At 30.7% G+C, this 14,340-nt stretch carries 11 protein-coding genes; 5 read left to right on the forward strand and 6 right to left on the reverse strand.

The features are described 5' to 3' along the window. Nucleotides 1–132: 132 nt before the first annotated feature. Nucleotides 133–1,371: a DEAD/DEAH box helicase gene (locus tag ABDX67_RS11090; protein ID WP_347175098.1), complete on the forward strand. Its 1,239-nt coding sequence runs from the start codon at nucleotides 133–135 to the stop codon at nucleotides 1,369–1,371. 157 nt (nucleotides 1,372–1,528) lie between these two features. On the opposite strand, the gene ABDX67_RS11095 is transcribed toward ABDX67_RS11090, so the two are convergent. From ABDX67_RS11095 to ABDX67_RS11110, 4 genes are all read right to left on the reverse strand, one after another. Further along, nucleotides 1,529–3,271, reverse strand: coding sequence for a M14 family metallopeptidase (locus ABDX67_RS11095; RefSeq protein ID WP_347175099.1), 1,743 nt, complete (start codon nucleotides 3,269–3,271; stop codon nucleotides 1,529–1,531). Nucleotides 3,272–3,284: 13 nt separating this feature from the next. Next, complete coding sequence (locus ABDX67_RS11100; protein WP_347175100.1) at nucleotides 3,285–4,910, reverse strand: M14 family metallopeptidase; 1,626 nt, start codon at nucleotides 4,908–4,910, stop codon at nucleotides 3,285–3,287. A gap of 112 nt (nucleotides 4,911–5,022) precedes the next feature. Continuing rightward, nucleotides 5,023–5,466 carry an acyl-CoA thioesterase gene (locus ABDX67_RS11105; protein ID WP_347175101.1) on the reverse strand — a complete coding sequence of 148 codons (444 nt, stop codon included), beginning with the start codon at nucleotides 5,464–5,466 and terminating at the stop codon, nucleotides 5,023–5,025. Between the two features lie 13 nt (nucleotides 5,467–5,479). Next, nucleotides 5,480–7,600, reverse strand: coding sequence for a carboxy terminal-processing peptidase (locus ABDX67_RS11110; protein ID WP_347175102.1), 2,121 nt, complete (start codon nucleotides 7,598–7,600; stop codon nucleotides 5,480–5,482). A 221-nt stretch (nucleotides 7,601–7,821) separates the two neighbouring features. Between ABDX67_RS11110 and surE the strand changes: the two genes are divergently transcribed. Genes surE through ABDX67_RS11130 form a run of 4 tightly spaced genes read left to right on the forward strand, consistent with a single transcriptional unit; the run spans nucleotide 7,822 to nucleotide 12,057 of the window. Beyond that, complete coding sequence (gene surE, locus ABDX67_RS11115) at nucleotides 7,822–8,592, forward strand: 5'/3'-nucleotidase SurE (RefSeq protein ID WP_347175103.1); 771 nt, start codon at nucleotides 7,822–7,824, stop codon at nucleotides 8,590–8,592. Then, on the forward strand, nucleotides 8,580–8,867 hold the full coding sequence (locus tag ABDX67_RS11120) for a hypothetical protein (RefSeq protein ID WP_347175104.1): 288 nt from the start codon (nucleotides 8,580–8,582) through the stop codon (nucleotides 8,865–8,867). The genes surE and ABDX67_RS11120 overlap by 13 nt, the downstream gene beginning before the upstream one ends. Before the next feature lie 21 nt (nucleotides 8,868–8,888). Continuing rightward, nucleotides 8,889–9,998 carry a lipid-A-disaccharide synthase gene (gene lpxB, locus ABDX67_RS11125; protein ID WP_347175105.1) on the forward strand — a complete coding sequence of 370 codons (1,110 nt, stop codon included), beginning with the start codon at nucleotides 8,889–8,891 and terminating at the stop codon, nucleotides 9,996–9,998. A gap of 31 nt (nucleotides 9,999–10,029) precedes the next feature. Continuing rightward, nucleotides 10,030–12,057, forward strand: a complete 2,028-nt coding sequence (locus ABDX67_RS11130; protein WP_347175106.1) for a ComEC/Rec2 family competence protein — start codon at nucleotides 10,030–10,032, stop codon at nucleotides 12,055–12,057. A 92-nt stretch (nucleotides 12,058–12,149) separates the two neighbouring features. Here the strand turns inward: ABDX67_RS11130 and ABDX67_RS11135 are convergent, their stop codons facing one another. Together ABDX67_RS11135 and ABDX67_RS11140 are read right to left on the reverse strand one after the other, a co-directional pair. Further along, nucleotides 12,150–12,671, reverse strand: a complete 522-nt coding sequence (locus ABDX67_RS11135) for a thioredoxin family protein (RefSeq protein ID WP_347175107.1) — start codon at nucleotides 12,669–12,671, stop codon at nucleotides 12,150–12,152. A gap of 75 nt (nucleotides 12,672–12,746) precedes the next feature. After that, nucleotides 12,747–14,297, reverse strand: coding sequence for a peptide MFS transporter (locus ABDX67_RS11140; RefSeq protein ID WP_347175108.1), 1,551 nt, complete (start codon nucleotides 14,295–14,297; stop codon nucleotides 12,747–12,749). Between the last annotated feature and the right edge of the window lie 43 nt (nucleotides 14,298–14,340).

Genomic DNA, 14,340 nt, shown 5'->3' on the forward strand with positions numbered 1-14,340 from the left:
TTAATTGTCTGTTCGAGCGGAGTCGAGAACTTATAATTCTTTGATTATATCTAAACATCTCGACTCCGCTCGATGAGACATTTCTATTTTATACTACTTTTTACAGTATCTTTGTGCATTATTTAAAGAGATATGCAGTTTAGAGATTTAGGATTAAATAAACCAATTGTAAGAGCAATTACTGAACACGGATACGAAAACCCTACTTTAGTTCAGGAACAAACTATTCCGATTGTTCTTGAAAAAAAAGATGTGATTGTTTCTGCTCAAACCGGAACAGGAAAAACAGCTGCGTTTGCATTGCCCATTTTGCAACAACTTTTTGACAAACAAGATGCTTCTAAAAAAGGAAAGAAAATTAGAGCATTAATTATTAGTCCTACAAGAGAACTAGCGATACAAATAGAAGAGAATTTCAATATTTATAGTAAATACACCAACCTAAGAACGGGTATCGTTTTTGGCGGAATTTCTATTGAGCCACAAAAAGAAATGCTGAGAAAAGGAGTTGATATTTTAATTGCTACTCCTGGTAGATTATTGGATTTACACAAACAAGATTTTGTAAACTTAGATTATATTGAAACTTTTGTGTTAGACGAAGCAGATTTAATGTTAGATATGGGTTTTATTGATGATGTTAAGAAAATAGAACGCTTATGTCATCAACAAAAACAAACCTTATTATTCTCTGCAACGATGCCATTTAAAGTGGTGGAATTGGCTAAAACGATCTTAAAAGACCCAGTGAAAATTGAAGTTGCTCCAACTTCTTCTACGGTAAAAGGTGTACATCAATTATTGTTTTATGTTCCAAAACCAAAAAAAATAGAATTGTGTTTGCACTTGCTTAGAAACTCTATAAAAGGAAGTGTCATTATTTTTAGAAGAACTAAATACGGAGTAGATAAATTAGAAAAAACACTACTTAGAAATAAGTATAAAGTTGATAGTATTCATGGTGATAAATCTCAAGATCTACGTCAAGAAGCTTTGCAGAAATTTAAAAAAGGAGAGGTTAATATTTTAATTGCTACTGATGTTGCTGCACGTGGAATTGATGTTAAAGATGTTGATACAGTAATTAATTTTGACCTTCCGAATATCTCAGAAACCTATGTGCATAGAATCGGTAGAACGGGTAGAGCAGGGCAAGAAGGCGCTGCATTTTCATTCTGTTCTGCAGACGAAAAAGACTATGTTATTGCTATCCAAAAGTTAATCAATAAGCAATTGGATGTTATTGAAGATCATCCGTATCCGCTAGACCCAAAAGCAAAGCCAGAAGTACATAAATCTCCTGATGCTGGAAAATACAGAAAAGGAAGGAAATCTGTAGCTTCTAAAAAGAAAAAGAAACGTTGGTATTAAATAAAAAGATTGGCTAAAAAGAAGGTTCTTGTCCGTTCGAGCGGAGTCGAGAACTTGTTATTATTTTGATAATCAACAAACCTTTCGACTCCGCTCAAGGAGACAATTAAAAATTTAGTGCTTTTTAGTCAATCTTGTTTAGATTTATAAGTGAAACTTAATTACTTCTCTTAGAAACAACTCCACCTTTTGCACTATCAACAGTAACAGTAAATTTAGAATTTCCTTTTACAATCCAACGAACTTTTACAACTCCGTTTCCAGGAATGTTCTGAACTCTCATTTTAGCCGGATTCACTTTTTGTTCTTCGGTTACGTTAAAATCTGCATCAGTAACCAACATTCCTGCAACAACATTAACTCCAGAAATACTTACATAATCTGGTCTTGTAATATTGTATTTTAAATCTTGACTTGCGTGTGTTGGCATTAATCTATCGTTTTGAATAGTAACAGTTACTTCTTTTAAGCCACCACTTAATTTCTTTTCAGAAATATCTGCAATTGATAAATTTGGCATGTGATACGCATGATAAAAAGTAAACGCCATATTTCTGTGCGCTTCTTCCTCTAACATAAAACCTGGCGTTGCTCTACCAAAATTCTTTTTAAATCCGCCAATTTCTATTTTTCCGTATGTTGGGTGATTAAACTCTTTCCAATCAGTAAAAGCATCACTCATTAGCAATTCTTTGTCAAAATCATACGTTTGGTTTCTGTCTCTTCCGCTCTTTTTATAGTATGCAAATGATGTGAAAATTTCATTGGTAAAAGTATAAATTCCTCTACTTCCATAAAACCAATCTAATTCACCTCCAAAAACAGAATACAAATCTTTATACACTGTTAAGTAACGATAACCTGGCAACATTTTTTCTCCTTTCTTACCAATTGCATCATAAATTCTAATGTCTGCTCTGTTATAAGTTGCTAAATCTTCTTGTGCTCCTGGACCACGTAAAATCATTCCTCCAGAATTGTGAAAACTTTGTGCACCAGCAATATTTGGATGCGCTAAAACAAAATCTGCAACTGCTCTCGTTTCTGGTAAAGAAAACGGATGTCTGTATGCGCCACGTTGAATATAATCTGGTTGCCATTTCCAACCCCAATCTCTATTTGGGTCGTAATATCCGTGCGTATCTTCGTTTATTCTTCCGTCGCCGTCATTGTCAATTCCTTCGTTTCCTAAATATTCGTAACGCTGAGTTGTAACAACATCATCTGGACCAATAGGAATCATTTTTCTTGGATCTTGTGGATCTACAATATAATTTCCGTGATTGCTCTTTCTTCTCATCATTGTTATAGAACCATCGCCGTTGATATCATCATAACCATCTTCATCAAACAAACCATCTCTATCATCATCTAAAGCAATCATACCAGACCTTGGACTACTTCCAGTATTTGGTTCTTTCATAAAATCGTTTCTTGCATCTGGATTTATCGTTGGAACAATATAAAAAATACGGTCATTTAACATATTGGTTATATATTCGTTATCGTTAAAATTCTCTGTCAAATACCAAGCTGTATAAATACTGATTTCTCCACCTTGAATTTCATTTGAGTGAATATTTCCATCTAAATAAAATCCTGGTTTTCTGTCTGCTTTTCCTTTTTTATAATTTGTAATTGCAAGCATCCAAATATCTCTGCCTTTTGCAGATTTACCGATAGATTGTCTTTTAACTAAATTAGGATGTGCATCTGCAATTTTTTTACTTAGTGCAGCTAATCCTTCTGAAGTATAATATCTATTAAATGAAATTTGAACTTTAGGATTGTGTGGTGATCCGGCTGCTCTAAAAATTTCTGAACTATTCTGTGCGCCAATTGCTAATGGAAATAAAAATACTAGCAACAATGACTTTAATATATTTTTGTTGATTTTCATCTTTTCTAATTTTTTATTTTAATTTGATTGTTGCTGAATCTGAACCTGTATGAGAAGTTCCTGCTTCTATACTAACATTTCCTTTTCCTTTAATTAACCAAGAAAATTTTTGACTACTATCTCCGTCAATACTATTTACCAACGTAATTTCTTTTCCGCTAATAATTTCTTGATTTTTACCCAATTTAACAGCTACTTTTATTTTTAATAACCATCTAGATTTTTTCCCCATTTCTGTATGAGTTGGTAATAAACCACTGTTATGAACATCTACAGAAATTCTTGTTAACCCATTTCCAATAGCTTCAGAAGTAACATTTTGAAGTGTAATATTTGGTTGCATTTTTGCAAGTTCAATAATAAAATCTGTGTGTTTTTTACTGATGTCTGCAACCATTTTAAATGGCGGATTTATCATTTTGTAAGGAGAAATTCCTCCAACTTCTACTTTATTATTTGGAAAATCAGGATGATTTATTGGTTTCCAATCAACAAAAGCATTGCTTATGTTTTCTTGTTTTGCCCAATTTAAATAGTTTACAAACTTGTTTTTTGCAGATTTTTTAGCAGAATCTTTTACTTTTGGAACCCACCAACCTGGAGTTGCTAATGCTAATTTACCAAAATGGAAATAAGACCATTGAAAGAAATCTCCACCTTTTCCGTTAGAAGTTGGAGCGTCTTTTGTTCCTGTGATTTTGTTGTATTTTCCTGATAAAAATTTATTTAAAGCTGCATCGTCTTTTAAAACACTAGTTACAACTCTTTTTCTTGCGCCAGCCGCATTATATCTTAATGGATTAGAAAGATTGTTTTCTGGACCTAAAGTAATAATAGAAAAGATATTCCATTGCTCATATAAAAATTCTAATAAAGCTCTATTTTCTTTTTCAGAAATTGCGTGTTCTCCAGCTCCTGGTTTAAAATAAGGATAGTTATAACTGAAGTTCTTATTAAATAAAATTCCGCCTTTCCCATCTTCATTAAATTTCCCGTCCTTATCATTATCAATTCCTTCTGAGAAAATTTTATACATTCCTGTTTCACCTTTATTTTTATCAGCTTTCACAAGTATTCTTTCGTCTTCTTTTAGTTTGATGTAATCTCCAGTAACGTCTTCTACACGCATCATGGTAATTAAACCGTCTTTGTTTAAATCCTCAAAAGGATCTTCGTTAAATTCGCCATCTCTGTCATCATCAGTACTTCTTGCGTTTCCGTTTTTGTAATGTTTTAAAGAAGAAAAATAATTTTCTGTAGCATTCGGACTCATATTAGGGAAAATATAAAATGTAGTTTTCTCTAATACATCCGCATGATTTTTTAAAATATTTTCTGCAATTTGAATTGCCATTTCTGGACCTAAAATATGAGAACCATCAACACCACTAACAATAGCTATTGCAGGTTTGTTTTTAGAGTTTCCTTTAGATAAAGTTAATGCCCAAATTTTATGTCCACCAACTGTTGTTGTAAGTGTTTCTAATTTACTGTTTGATGCATTTTGACTTTGTAAAGTTTTAAGTCGTTGAGAGAATTTGCTATAATTGCTATAATCGGTTTGTGCCGAAATTTGCAAAGAAGTAAAGCAAAAAAGCAACCCAGAAAAAAGGGTAATTGCTTGTTTTTTGTTGAACATAATAATAGTAGGTTAAGTTAATTATAATGAATTAGCTTTAAAGATATAGAATTCTATATACAAACCTATTTGTTGTTCTATGAACTTATAAATATTAAGTTTTTTTTAACGTTTACTTTTTTAGAATAATTTCTTCAAAATCTTCAGTTCTGTCTAAACTAGAAAATAAATTTTTAAATTTTTCTGAAGGAGCGGTCAATTTTCTTTTTTCTAAATCTATCCAAGCGCCATACACATTTACTTGTGCTGCCAACTTGCCATTTTCATTAAAAAGTTGATGTTGTAACTTCCAACGTTCTATGTTTGTTGATAAAGCTTTTAACGTAAGATTTACTGTAATGTCTTCTCCGATGTGGATTTCTTTATAAAAGTTAGTTTCTTCTTTAAATAGAATTGGACCTAATTTTTCTCTAGCAAAATCATCTATAGACAATCCATGTTCTTTAAAATACCGAACTCTAACTTCTGCGGCATAATCATTATATGCGGTGTGTCGCATATGTCTATTTGCATCAAAATCTGCCCATTTTGTTTTAAATGTTACTTTAAATTCCATAAAAATATTCGACTTAGTGTTGAACTACTTGATTTAAATTTCTCATTTTTAATCTACTCAATACATTTAAAGCTTCATTTATGTAGATGTCTTTTGCTAAATTTTGATGCCAAGCTGTTCTTTTGTCACCGTCTATAATATCTTTTTTGATTAAAGGAAGTTCACTTTTAGGAGATTCAAATTTTAATTTTGATTCAAATTTAAAAACAGATTTAAATTTTTCTCCTTGTTCTTGATGCTTTTTAGCTTCTTTTGTAAATTGTTTAAAGTTTAAAGAATATGTTGTGTCATCTTGACTTTTCTTCAACCATTTTGCATAATCATTAATCAATGTAAAACTAGGATTTTGCATAATTCTCTCTTTACTTTCATTTACAACATCGCTAAAATTTTCATAAGAATTTACAGGAGTATATCTTGCTTTCGGAACTTTATCCCAATCTAAAGCGCCATCTAAATCTCTTTCACCAAACTTCATATAACTATATCTGTCTGGCATTGCAATATCAGAATACACGCCTTCTTTTTGTGTAGAACCGCCATTAACTCTGTAGAATTTTTGGATGGTCATTTTTAAAAAACCTAAATCTTCTTTATAATCTGGATAAAATTGGTTGATTGGTAAAATATTTTGAACAGTACCTTTTCCGTAGGTTTGATTACTTCCAATAATAACTGCTCTGTTGTAGTCTTGCATTGCAGCAGCAAAAATTTCTGATGCCGAAGCAGATAATTCATTTACTAAAACAACCAAAGGTCCATCCCATTGTATTTTTGGATCTTGATCATGTTGAACTCTTGCTTTTTCTCCTCTGTATTTTACTTGTACAACTGGACCTTCACTAATAAATAATCCTGCAATCTCAATAGCAGTTTTTAAAGATCCACCGCCATTATTTCTTAAGTCGATTAACAAGCCTTCTACATTTTCTTTTTTAAGATTTGCAATTTCTTTTTCCATGTCTTTTGCAGAATCTCTAAAGTTTTTATCACTAAAATCGATGTAAAATTTTGGTAAATTAATGACTCCGTATTTTTTTCCGTCTTTTAGAACAACACTAGATTTTACAAAAGTTTCATCTAAATTTACAACATCTCTAATAATAGAAATTACACGAATAGAATTGTCTAATTTTTTCTTTACAGTCAATTTAACTTCTGTACCTTTTTTTCCTTTGATAAATTTAATGGCGTCGTCTAAACGCATTCCAACAATATCTAAAGGTTCTTCATCTGCTTGCGCCACTTTTAAAATAATATCTCCAGCTTCTAAATCACCTTGTTTCCAAGCTGGTCCACCAGAAACAACTTCAAAAACATGCGTGTAAATTCCTTTTTTCTGTAATCTAGCTCCAATTCCTTCTATTTTACCAGACATATCAATATCAAATTTTTCTTTAACATTTGGAGCCATATATGTAGAATGAGGATCGAAACCACTGGTTACACTATTTAAAAAAGTTGAAAACCAATCAGCATTTTCTAACTCTTCTATACGGATATATAGTTCATCCATATTTTTTAAAACCTCTTTTCTTGCAGCAGCTTCTAAGGTTTTAAAAGATGATTTTTTAAAGTTCTTATCATTTTTCCCTTTTTCAGTTTCTAAGTCTTGTTTTTCTTGAATTCTGCTTAACGTGTTTAATTTTAATTGTTTTCTCCAATTATTTATCAACTCATTTTCGTTTCTTGGAAAGGGAATTTTATCATAATCAATATCAATGGTTTCTCTTTTATTAAAATTGAATGGTTGCGCTAAAATTTCTCCGTAATATTTTTTTGCGCTTTTAATTTTTTCTGTAAATCGACCATAAACTAAATGATAAAAAGCTAAATCTGCTTTTTTAAGTTGATTGTCAATTAAGTATTTAAATCTAGAAAAATCTTCAATATCTTCTTGTGTAAAATATCTTTTAGACGGATCTAAACCTTCAATAAACTCATTAAAAACATGTTCAGAAAAATCATCATCTAAATCCTTAGGTAAATAATGCCCATTTGTAAGCATGTAATTGATGACAGAAATTAATACTTTGTCTTTTTCTGGATCATTTTTTATAGGATTTGTTGTAAAACTTGATGCTAGTATAAAAAATGCTACAAACGGAATGATAAATTTAAATGCTCTCTTCATGTTCTTATTGTTTTTATAAATTCTTTTTTGCAATTTAGAGTATTGCAAACTACTAAAATTATACCAAAAAAAGTAGTGCAAATTTATTTCGTATTTTTTTGTGATATTATTGATACAATGTTACTTAAATATCCATCGTAAATCTGTTTAAAAAATGTTAAATCCGTATCGTATAAAAGAAAGTAAAATTATGGTACATTTGTTAGTGATAAAATATAATTATGAAAAAAAGACCTTTAATTTTAGTTACAAATGATGATGGAATAACTGCTCCAGGAATTCGCGCTCTTATAGAAGTGATGAATGAAATTGGAGACGTTTTTGTTGTTGCGCCAGATAGTCCGCAAAGCGGAATGGGACACGCAATTACGGTTGATAATGTGTTGCATTGTAATTCAATTACTGTTGATGATGGACCGCAAATTGAATATAGTTGTTCTGGAACTCCGGCAGATTGTGTAAAAATGGCGGTAAATAGTATTTTAAACAGAAAACCAGATTTGTGTGTTTCAGGAATTAATCACGGATCAAATTCATCTATAAATGTCATTTATTCTGGAACGATGAGTGCTGCTGTAGAAGCAGGAATTGAAGGTGTTCCGGCAATTGGTTTTTCGTTGTTAGATTTTAATTGGCATGCAGATTTTACAGCATCTAAAGTAATTATAAAACAAATTGTACTTGAAGCTTTAAAGAAGAAGATTCCAGAAGCTACCGTTTTAAATGTAAATATTCCGAATTTGCCTGAAAAAGACATCAAAGGAATTAAAATTTGTAGACAAGCAAACGGAAATTGGCAAGAAAACTTTGACAAAAGAACAAGTCCAAACGGAAAAGAATATTATTGGTTGTCTGGCGAGTTTATTTGTAAAGACAAAGGAGAAGATACAGATATTTGGGCGTTAAATAACGGTTATGTTTCTGTGGTTCCTGTTAAGTTTGATATGACTGCACATCACACAATCCAAAAATTAAATACATGGGATTTATAAAAAAAGAAATTCTAATTGGAGCTTTAGTGTCGCTATTTGCAACATTTTCTGGAGTTTTTATTTATATAGAATTTTTTTCAAAATTTAATTTTCAAGAAACGTTAATCGTTATAAAAGAACAAGATTTAACAGCTAAAATATTAACCTTAGCTGCAATTCCAAATTTGTTTGTGTTTTTTATTTTTATCAAAAAGAAACAAGATTACAGAGCAAGAGGTGTTTTGTTTACAACTATTTTAATTGCATTTACTACATTTGTTGTCAAACTATTTTAGCTACAATTCTTAATAAAAGGAATGAGATACTACATTATTGCCGGAGAAGCATCAGGAGATTTACACGGTTCTAACTTGATAAAAGCATTGTTTAAACAAGACGAGAATGCAGATATTAGATGTTGGGGCGGAGATTTGATGAAAAATGCTGGAGCAACGTTGGTAAAACATTATAAAGAATTGGCTTTTATGGGTTTTGTAGAAGTGTTGGCAAACATTCCTACCATATTTAAAAACATTGCTTTTTGTAAAAAAGACATTGAGGCATTTCAGCCAGATGTTGTTGTTTTTATAGATTATTCTGGATTTAATTTACGAATAGCAAAATGGGCAAAACAAAAAGGTATTAGAACCAATTATTATATTTCTCCACAAGTTTGGGCGTCAAGATCTAGCAGAGTAGAAAAGATTAAGAGAGATATTGACATGATGAATGTAATTCTCCCTTTTGAAAAAGAATTTTATGCAAAACGTAATTATGATGTCAATTTTGTTGGTCATCCTTTAATTGATGCCATTGCCGATAGAAAACAAGTTGGTGAAATCGCTTTTAGAAAAGAAAATAATTTAGGCGATAAAAAAATTATTGCATTATTACCTGGAAGTAGAAAACAAGAAATTATAAAAATGTTATCGGTAATGCTTTCTGTGGTTGATGATTTTAAAGAATATCAATTTGTAATTGCTGGCGCTCCGAGTCAAGATTTTTCTTTTTATCAGCAATTTATAAAAACGGATAATGTGCAGTTTATCAACAATAAAACCTACGATTTATTAAGCGTTTCGTTTGCTGCTTTGGTAACATCCGGAACAGCAACTTTAGAAACGGCTTTGTTTAAAGTGCCGCAAGTTGTGTGTTATAAAGGAAGCGCCATTACGTTTGCAATTGCCAAACGAATTATCACATTAAAATTTATTTCATTGGTCAATTTAATTATGGATAAAGAAGTGGTAACTGAATTAATTCAGAGTGATTTTAACACAAAAACACTACGCAAAGAATTGACTAAAATTCTAGATGAAACGCATCGAGAAAAGTTGTTTTTAGAATACTACGAGTTAGAAAAAATCCTTGGTGGAAAAGGAGCTTCAGAAGAGTCTGCAAGATTAATTATTGAAGGAATAAAATAATTTCTTATTTTTTTAGTAACTTTAGCATGCTATGAAAAAGTTGCTAAGTTTTTTACCAACTCATTTTACTATTTGCCTAATTGTAGGAATTGTTTTGCAATTTTACTATAAATTATGGCAGTATTCTTTTACGCAATCAGTTTTTGTTGTTGTATTATTTTTACTACTGATTTTTCTTTTCAAGTATTTTAAAAAGCAACTTTTTTTTACAATTACAAGTTGGTTTTTATTTGTTTTTGTAGGAATGATTGCTGTGTTTTCTCAAAACCAATCACATAAAGAAAACTATTATGCAAATTATTTTCCTGCGGACTCTTTAATCACTTTTAAAGTAGAAAAAGTGTTAAAAAGTAATTTGTATTATGATAAGTATTTAGGTTCAATTATTAAAGTTGGAAATCAAAAAACTGTAGGAACAATTTTGCTAAATGTTCAAAGAGATAGTTTGCAAACGTCTGCTAAAATTGGTTCCGTATTTTTGTTTAAATCAGAACTCAATAAAGTTCAAAAACCATTAAATCCATTTCAATTTAATTATAAAACGTATCTCGAAAAACAAGGTGTTTACCATCAAGTTTTTCTAAGAAATACTGCTTTTTTGGTAAAAGAATCTAACGAAAATTCAATGTATAAAATAGCTGAAAACATCCGAGCTAAAGTTGAAAAGGAATTAGTAAAAAACGGATTTGAAGGAGAGGAACTTGCTGTTATAAAAGCGTTGATTTTAGGACAACGAAAAGATATTTCAAAAGATTTATTAGAAGATTATACAAATGCTGGTGCCATTCATATTTTAGCAGTTTCTGGTTTGCATGTCGGAATTATTTTATTAATTCTAACGTTCTTTTTAAAACCATTAGAACAACTTAAAAACGGAAAAATCATAAAGACATTTTTAATCGTTTTATTGCTTTGGTTTTTTGCAGTTATTGCGGGTTTATCTGCATCGGTTGTAAGAGCAGTAACCATGTTTACAGCCATTGCAATCGGAATGACATTTAAGAGAAAAACACTAGTGCAACATACATTAATTGCCTCGATGTTTGTGTTGCTACTTACCAAACCGATGTTTTTGTTTGATGTTGGTTTTCAATTAAGTTATTTAGCAGTTTTTAGTATTGTAACCATTCAGCCAAAACTGTATCAATTATGGAAGCCAAAATGGTTTTTAACAGATAAGTTTTGGCAACTATTTACGGTTTCTGTTGCTGCACAATTGGGGGTTTTACCTGTGAGTTTGTTTTATTTTCATCAATTTCCTGGGTTATTTATGCTTTCTAATTTGGTGATAATTCCTTTTATTGGAATTATTTTAATGCTTGGAATTTTAGTAATTGTATTAGCATTATTTCAAATCTTGCCTAACTTTTTGGCAGATTTATACATCTTCATTATTTCATTAATGAATCAATTTGTAAGTTGGATTTCAATTCAAGAATCTTTTCTGATAAAAGATATTTCGTTCTCTTTTTTATTCTTGATGATGTCTTATGGATGTTTGATTTTCGGTTTTAGCTATTTTGAAAGAAAAACCTATAAGTCAGTTGTGGCACTTTTATTAATGATCATCCTTTTTCAAGGAAGCATTTTTTATGAAAAACAACAAACAGAAACTAGACACGAATTTGTAATTTTTAATAAAAGCCGACAAACTATTATTGCTGAAAATAATAATGGAAATTTAAAGATTTACCATGATTTAGATTCAGTAAGTATAAAAAACTTAGGTTTAATTAGAGATTATAAAGTTGGCAGAAAAGCAAAAGAAATTCAATTTAAAAATAAACTTTCTAATGCTTATCAATTTAAAAAAGAAACTTTTGTTTTGGTAGATAGTTTGGGAGTTTATCAATTAGGAATTCAATTAAAACCAATTGTTTTATTAATTCAATCTCCAAAAATTAACTTAGAAAGATTGATTCAAAACATCCAACCCAAACAAATCATTGCCGATGCTTCAAATTATAAAAGTCAGATTGTAAATTGGAAATTTATTTGTGATCAAAAAGGCATTCCGTTTTATTATACCGCAGAAAAAGGAGCAATCATTTTTAAGTAACTAGTTAGGTAATTTCCAAAATGTCAGTTCGAACCTTGCCTTCATCCGGCAGGTGGAGTCGAGAACTAATTTAGAAACTAAAATGAAGTAATTTACTCTACAATTGTACTTTTAAAGTTTTTTACAAAATCTCCCCAATTCTTTTCTTTTCTGTCTTTCTTAATGAAAAAAGCCAATACCATTTCCATTTTTCGTGGCGTTAAATAACCAGGAATTCTGTCTAATAATTGTTCTTCTTTATTTAAAATAACAGTCGTTGGATAACTTAGTTTTCCGTTTTGTAAAGCAGCACTTAATTCGTGATATTTTGTTTTTCCTTGTTGATTAAATTTAAATGTGTAATCTTTATATGTTATTGGGTCTTTACCTTCGCCATTTAGTCTTATTGCATGATAGTTGTCGTTTACATACTTTGCAATTATTGGATTTGTGTAGGTTTCTTTATCCATTTTTTTACACCAACCACACCAATCTGCATAAATAGCAATCAATAAAGGTTTTGGATTTGTTTTATTGATTTCAATTGCTTTTTCAAAAGAAAGCCAGTTTACTTTTTCTTGTGCATTTGTGTTTAATGCAAAAGTAATAAGTAGTAAAGTAATTATTTTTTTCATGTTCTATCTGTCGATATTTAATTCACAAATTTACAAAGTGTTTTTTAGCTTTTTCAATAATATTGTGATTCTAACTTAACGAATTCCGTGCATTAATTTTTTCATTAATGGGTTGATTAATATTAAAATGAAACCAGCAGCAGCAGGAATAATTGTAAATATTAAAAAGAAGTAACTCATAGAATATTGTTCTACAATTGCATCAATTTGTCCACCAACCATTGCAGCTATTTTGTTACCAGCAGCAATTGCTAAATACCAAACGCCAAACATCACTCCAATTTTTTTTGGAGGCACTAATTTTGAAACATAAGACAACCCAACTGGCGATAAACATAATTCGCCCATTGTATGTAATAAATATGCTAAGACTAACCAAATTAAACTAACAGAAGCTGTTTTTGCTCCTTGTGGAATTGTGCTAGAACCATAAGCTAGAGCACCAAAACCGATTCCTAAAAGAATCATTCCGATTCCAAATTTCATTGCGGCAGAAGGATTGTATTTGCTTTCCCACCATTTTGAGAAAAGTGGTGCCAAACCAATAATAAACAAAGAATTTAAAATCAAAAACCATGAAGCTTCAATTTCTGCTTTATCACCAGGTAAAATAACAGTTAGTTTCCAAATTGCAATTGCCCAAATACTTAAAAAACTGATGCCTAGAATAATATTTGATAAAGAAATACTCTTAAAAGTTTGAGCAAATAGCTTTAGTAAAACCCATGAAATGATTCCTAGTGGAACAATGGTAATTATGGTGTCAACAATTTTAAAAATTAAAGCAGAACTACCTTCCAAGCCTCTTTGTGTGTAATCTCGAGCAAAAATATTCATAGAACCACTAGCTTGTTCAAAAGCAGCCCAAAAGAAAACAACAAAAAACGCTAAGATACCTACTACAATATATCTGTCTCTTTGCACATTTGCTGGTACTTTTTCTTCTTTAGTAACTTCTATGTTTTCAATTGCATCAGAGATGTCAACTTTTTTTGTAGGTTCTGCACCCACGTTTCCAAAAATGCTTCTTCCAAACCAAAATTGCATCGTTCCTAAAAGCATAAAGATTCCAGCCAATCCAAATCCCCATGCATAACTTAAATTACTAGCTAAGAATCCGCATAGTAAAACTCCTAAGAATCCACCAGAATTAACGCCCATATAAAAAATTGTAAACGCACCGTCTTTTCTGTCTGGATATTTATCATACAAACCACTCACTACAGAAGTTACGTTTGGTTTAAATAATCCATTTCCTGCAATTAATAAACCAACTCCAACATAGAACATAAATTCAGTTTCGAAAGCTAATGAAGCATGACCAAGTGTCATTAATAAAGCTCCTAAAGCAACAGCTTTTTGATAACCTGTAAATTTATCAGCAATCCAACCACCAATAATTGGGGTTAAATAAACAGAGCTTGTGTAAATCCCCAATAAGCCTAAGGCTCTTTCTCTTGTCCACTCCCAGCCACCATCAGTAAATGAAGCGGTTAAGAATAATACAAAAATGGCACGCATTCCGTAATAGGAAAAGCGTTCCCACATTTCTGTGAAAAATAGAACAAATAAGGCAGGTTTGTGACCTAATAAACTAAACTCATTAGCTTTTACAGTAGTGCTCATAATAATTAATAATTGAAGTTAAAAAAGAAAACCTCACAACTAT

The organism is Polaribacter uvawellassae (genome assembly GCF_039748955.1).
GTDB lineage: Bacteria > Bacteroidota > Bacteroidia > Flavobacteriales > Flavobacteriaceae > Polaribacter > Polaribacter uvawellassae.

What these genes read in the sequence shown, in the direction of transcription:
- ABDX67_RS11090 (WP_347175098.1), top strand. Translation starts at nt 133, where the DNA reads ATGCAGTTTAGAGATTTAGGATTAAATAAACCAATTGTAAGAGCAATT.
- ABDX67_RS11095 (WP_347175099.1), bottom strand. Translation starts at nt 3,271, where the DNA reads ATGAAAATCAACAAAAATATATTAAAGTCATTGTTGCTAGTATTTTTA.
- ABDX67_RS11100 (WP_347175100.1), bottom strand. Translation starts at nt 4,910, where the DNA reads ATGTTCAACAAAAAACAAGCAATTACCCTTTTTTCTGGGTTGCTTTTT.
- ABDX67_RS11105 (WP_347175101.1), bottom strand. Translation starts at nt 5,466, where the DNA reads ATGGAATTTAAAGTAACATTTAAAACAAAATGGGCAGATTTTGATGCA.
- ABDX67_RS11110 (WP_347175102.1), bottom strand. Translation starts at nt 7,600, where the DNA reads ATGAAGAGAGCATTTAAATTTATCATTCCGTTTGTAGCATTTTTTATA.
- surE (WP_347175103.1), top strand. Translation starts at nt 7,822, where the DNA reads ATGAAAAAAAGACCTTTAATTTTAGTTACAAATGATGATGGAATAACT.
- ABDX67_RS11120 (WP_347175104.1), top strand. Translation starts at nt 8,580, where the DNA reads ATGGGATTTATAAAAAAAGAAATTCTAATTGGAGCTTTAGTGTCGCTA.
- lpxB (WP_347175105.1), top strand. Translation starts at nt 8,889, where the DNA reads ATGAGATACTACATTATTGCCGGAGAAGCATCAGGAGATTTACACGGT.
- ABDX67_RS11130 (WP_347175106.1), top strand. Translation starts at nt 10,030, where the DNA reads ATGAAAAAGTTGCTAAGTTTTTTACCAACTCATTTTACTATTTGCCTA.
- ABDX67_RS11135 (WP_347175107.1), bottom strand. Translation starts at nt 12,671, where the DNA reads ATGAAAAAAATAATTACTTTACTACTTATTACTTTTGCATTAAACACA.
- ABDX67_RS11140 (WP_347175108.1), bottom strand. Translation starts at nt 14,297, where the DNA reads ATGAGCACTACTGTAAAAGCTAATGAGTTTAGTTTATTAGGTCACAAA.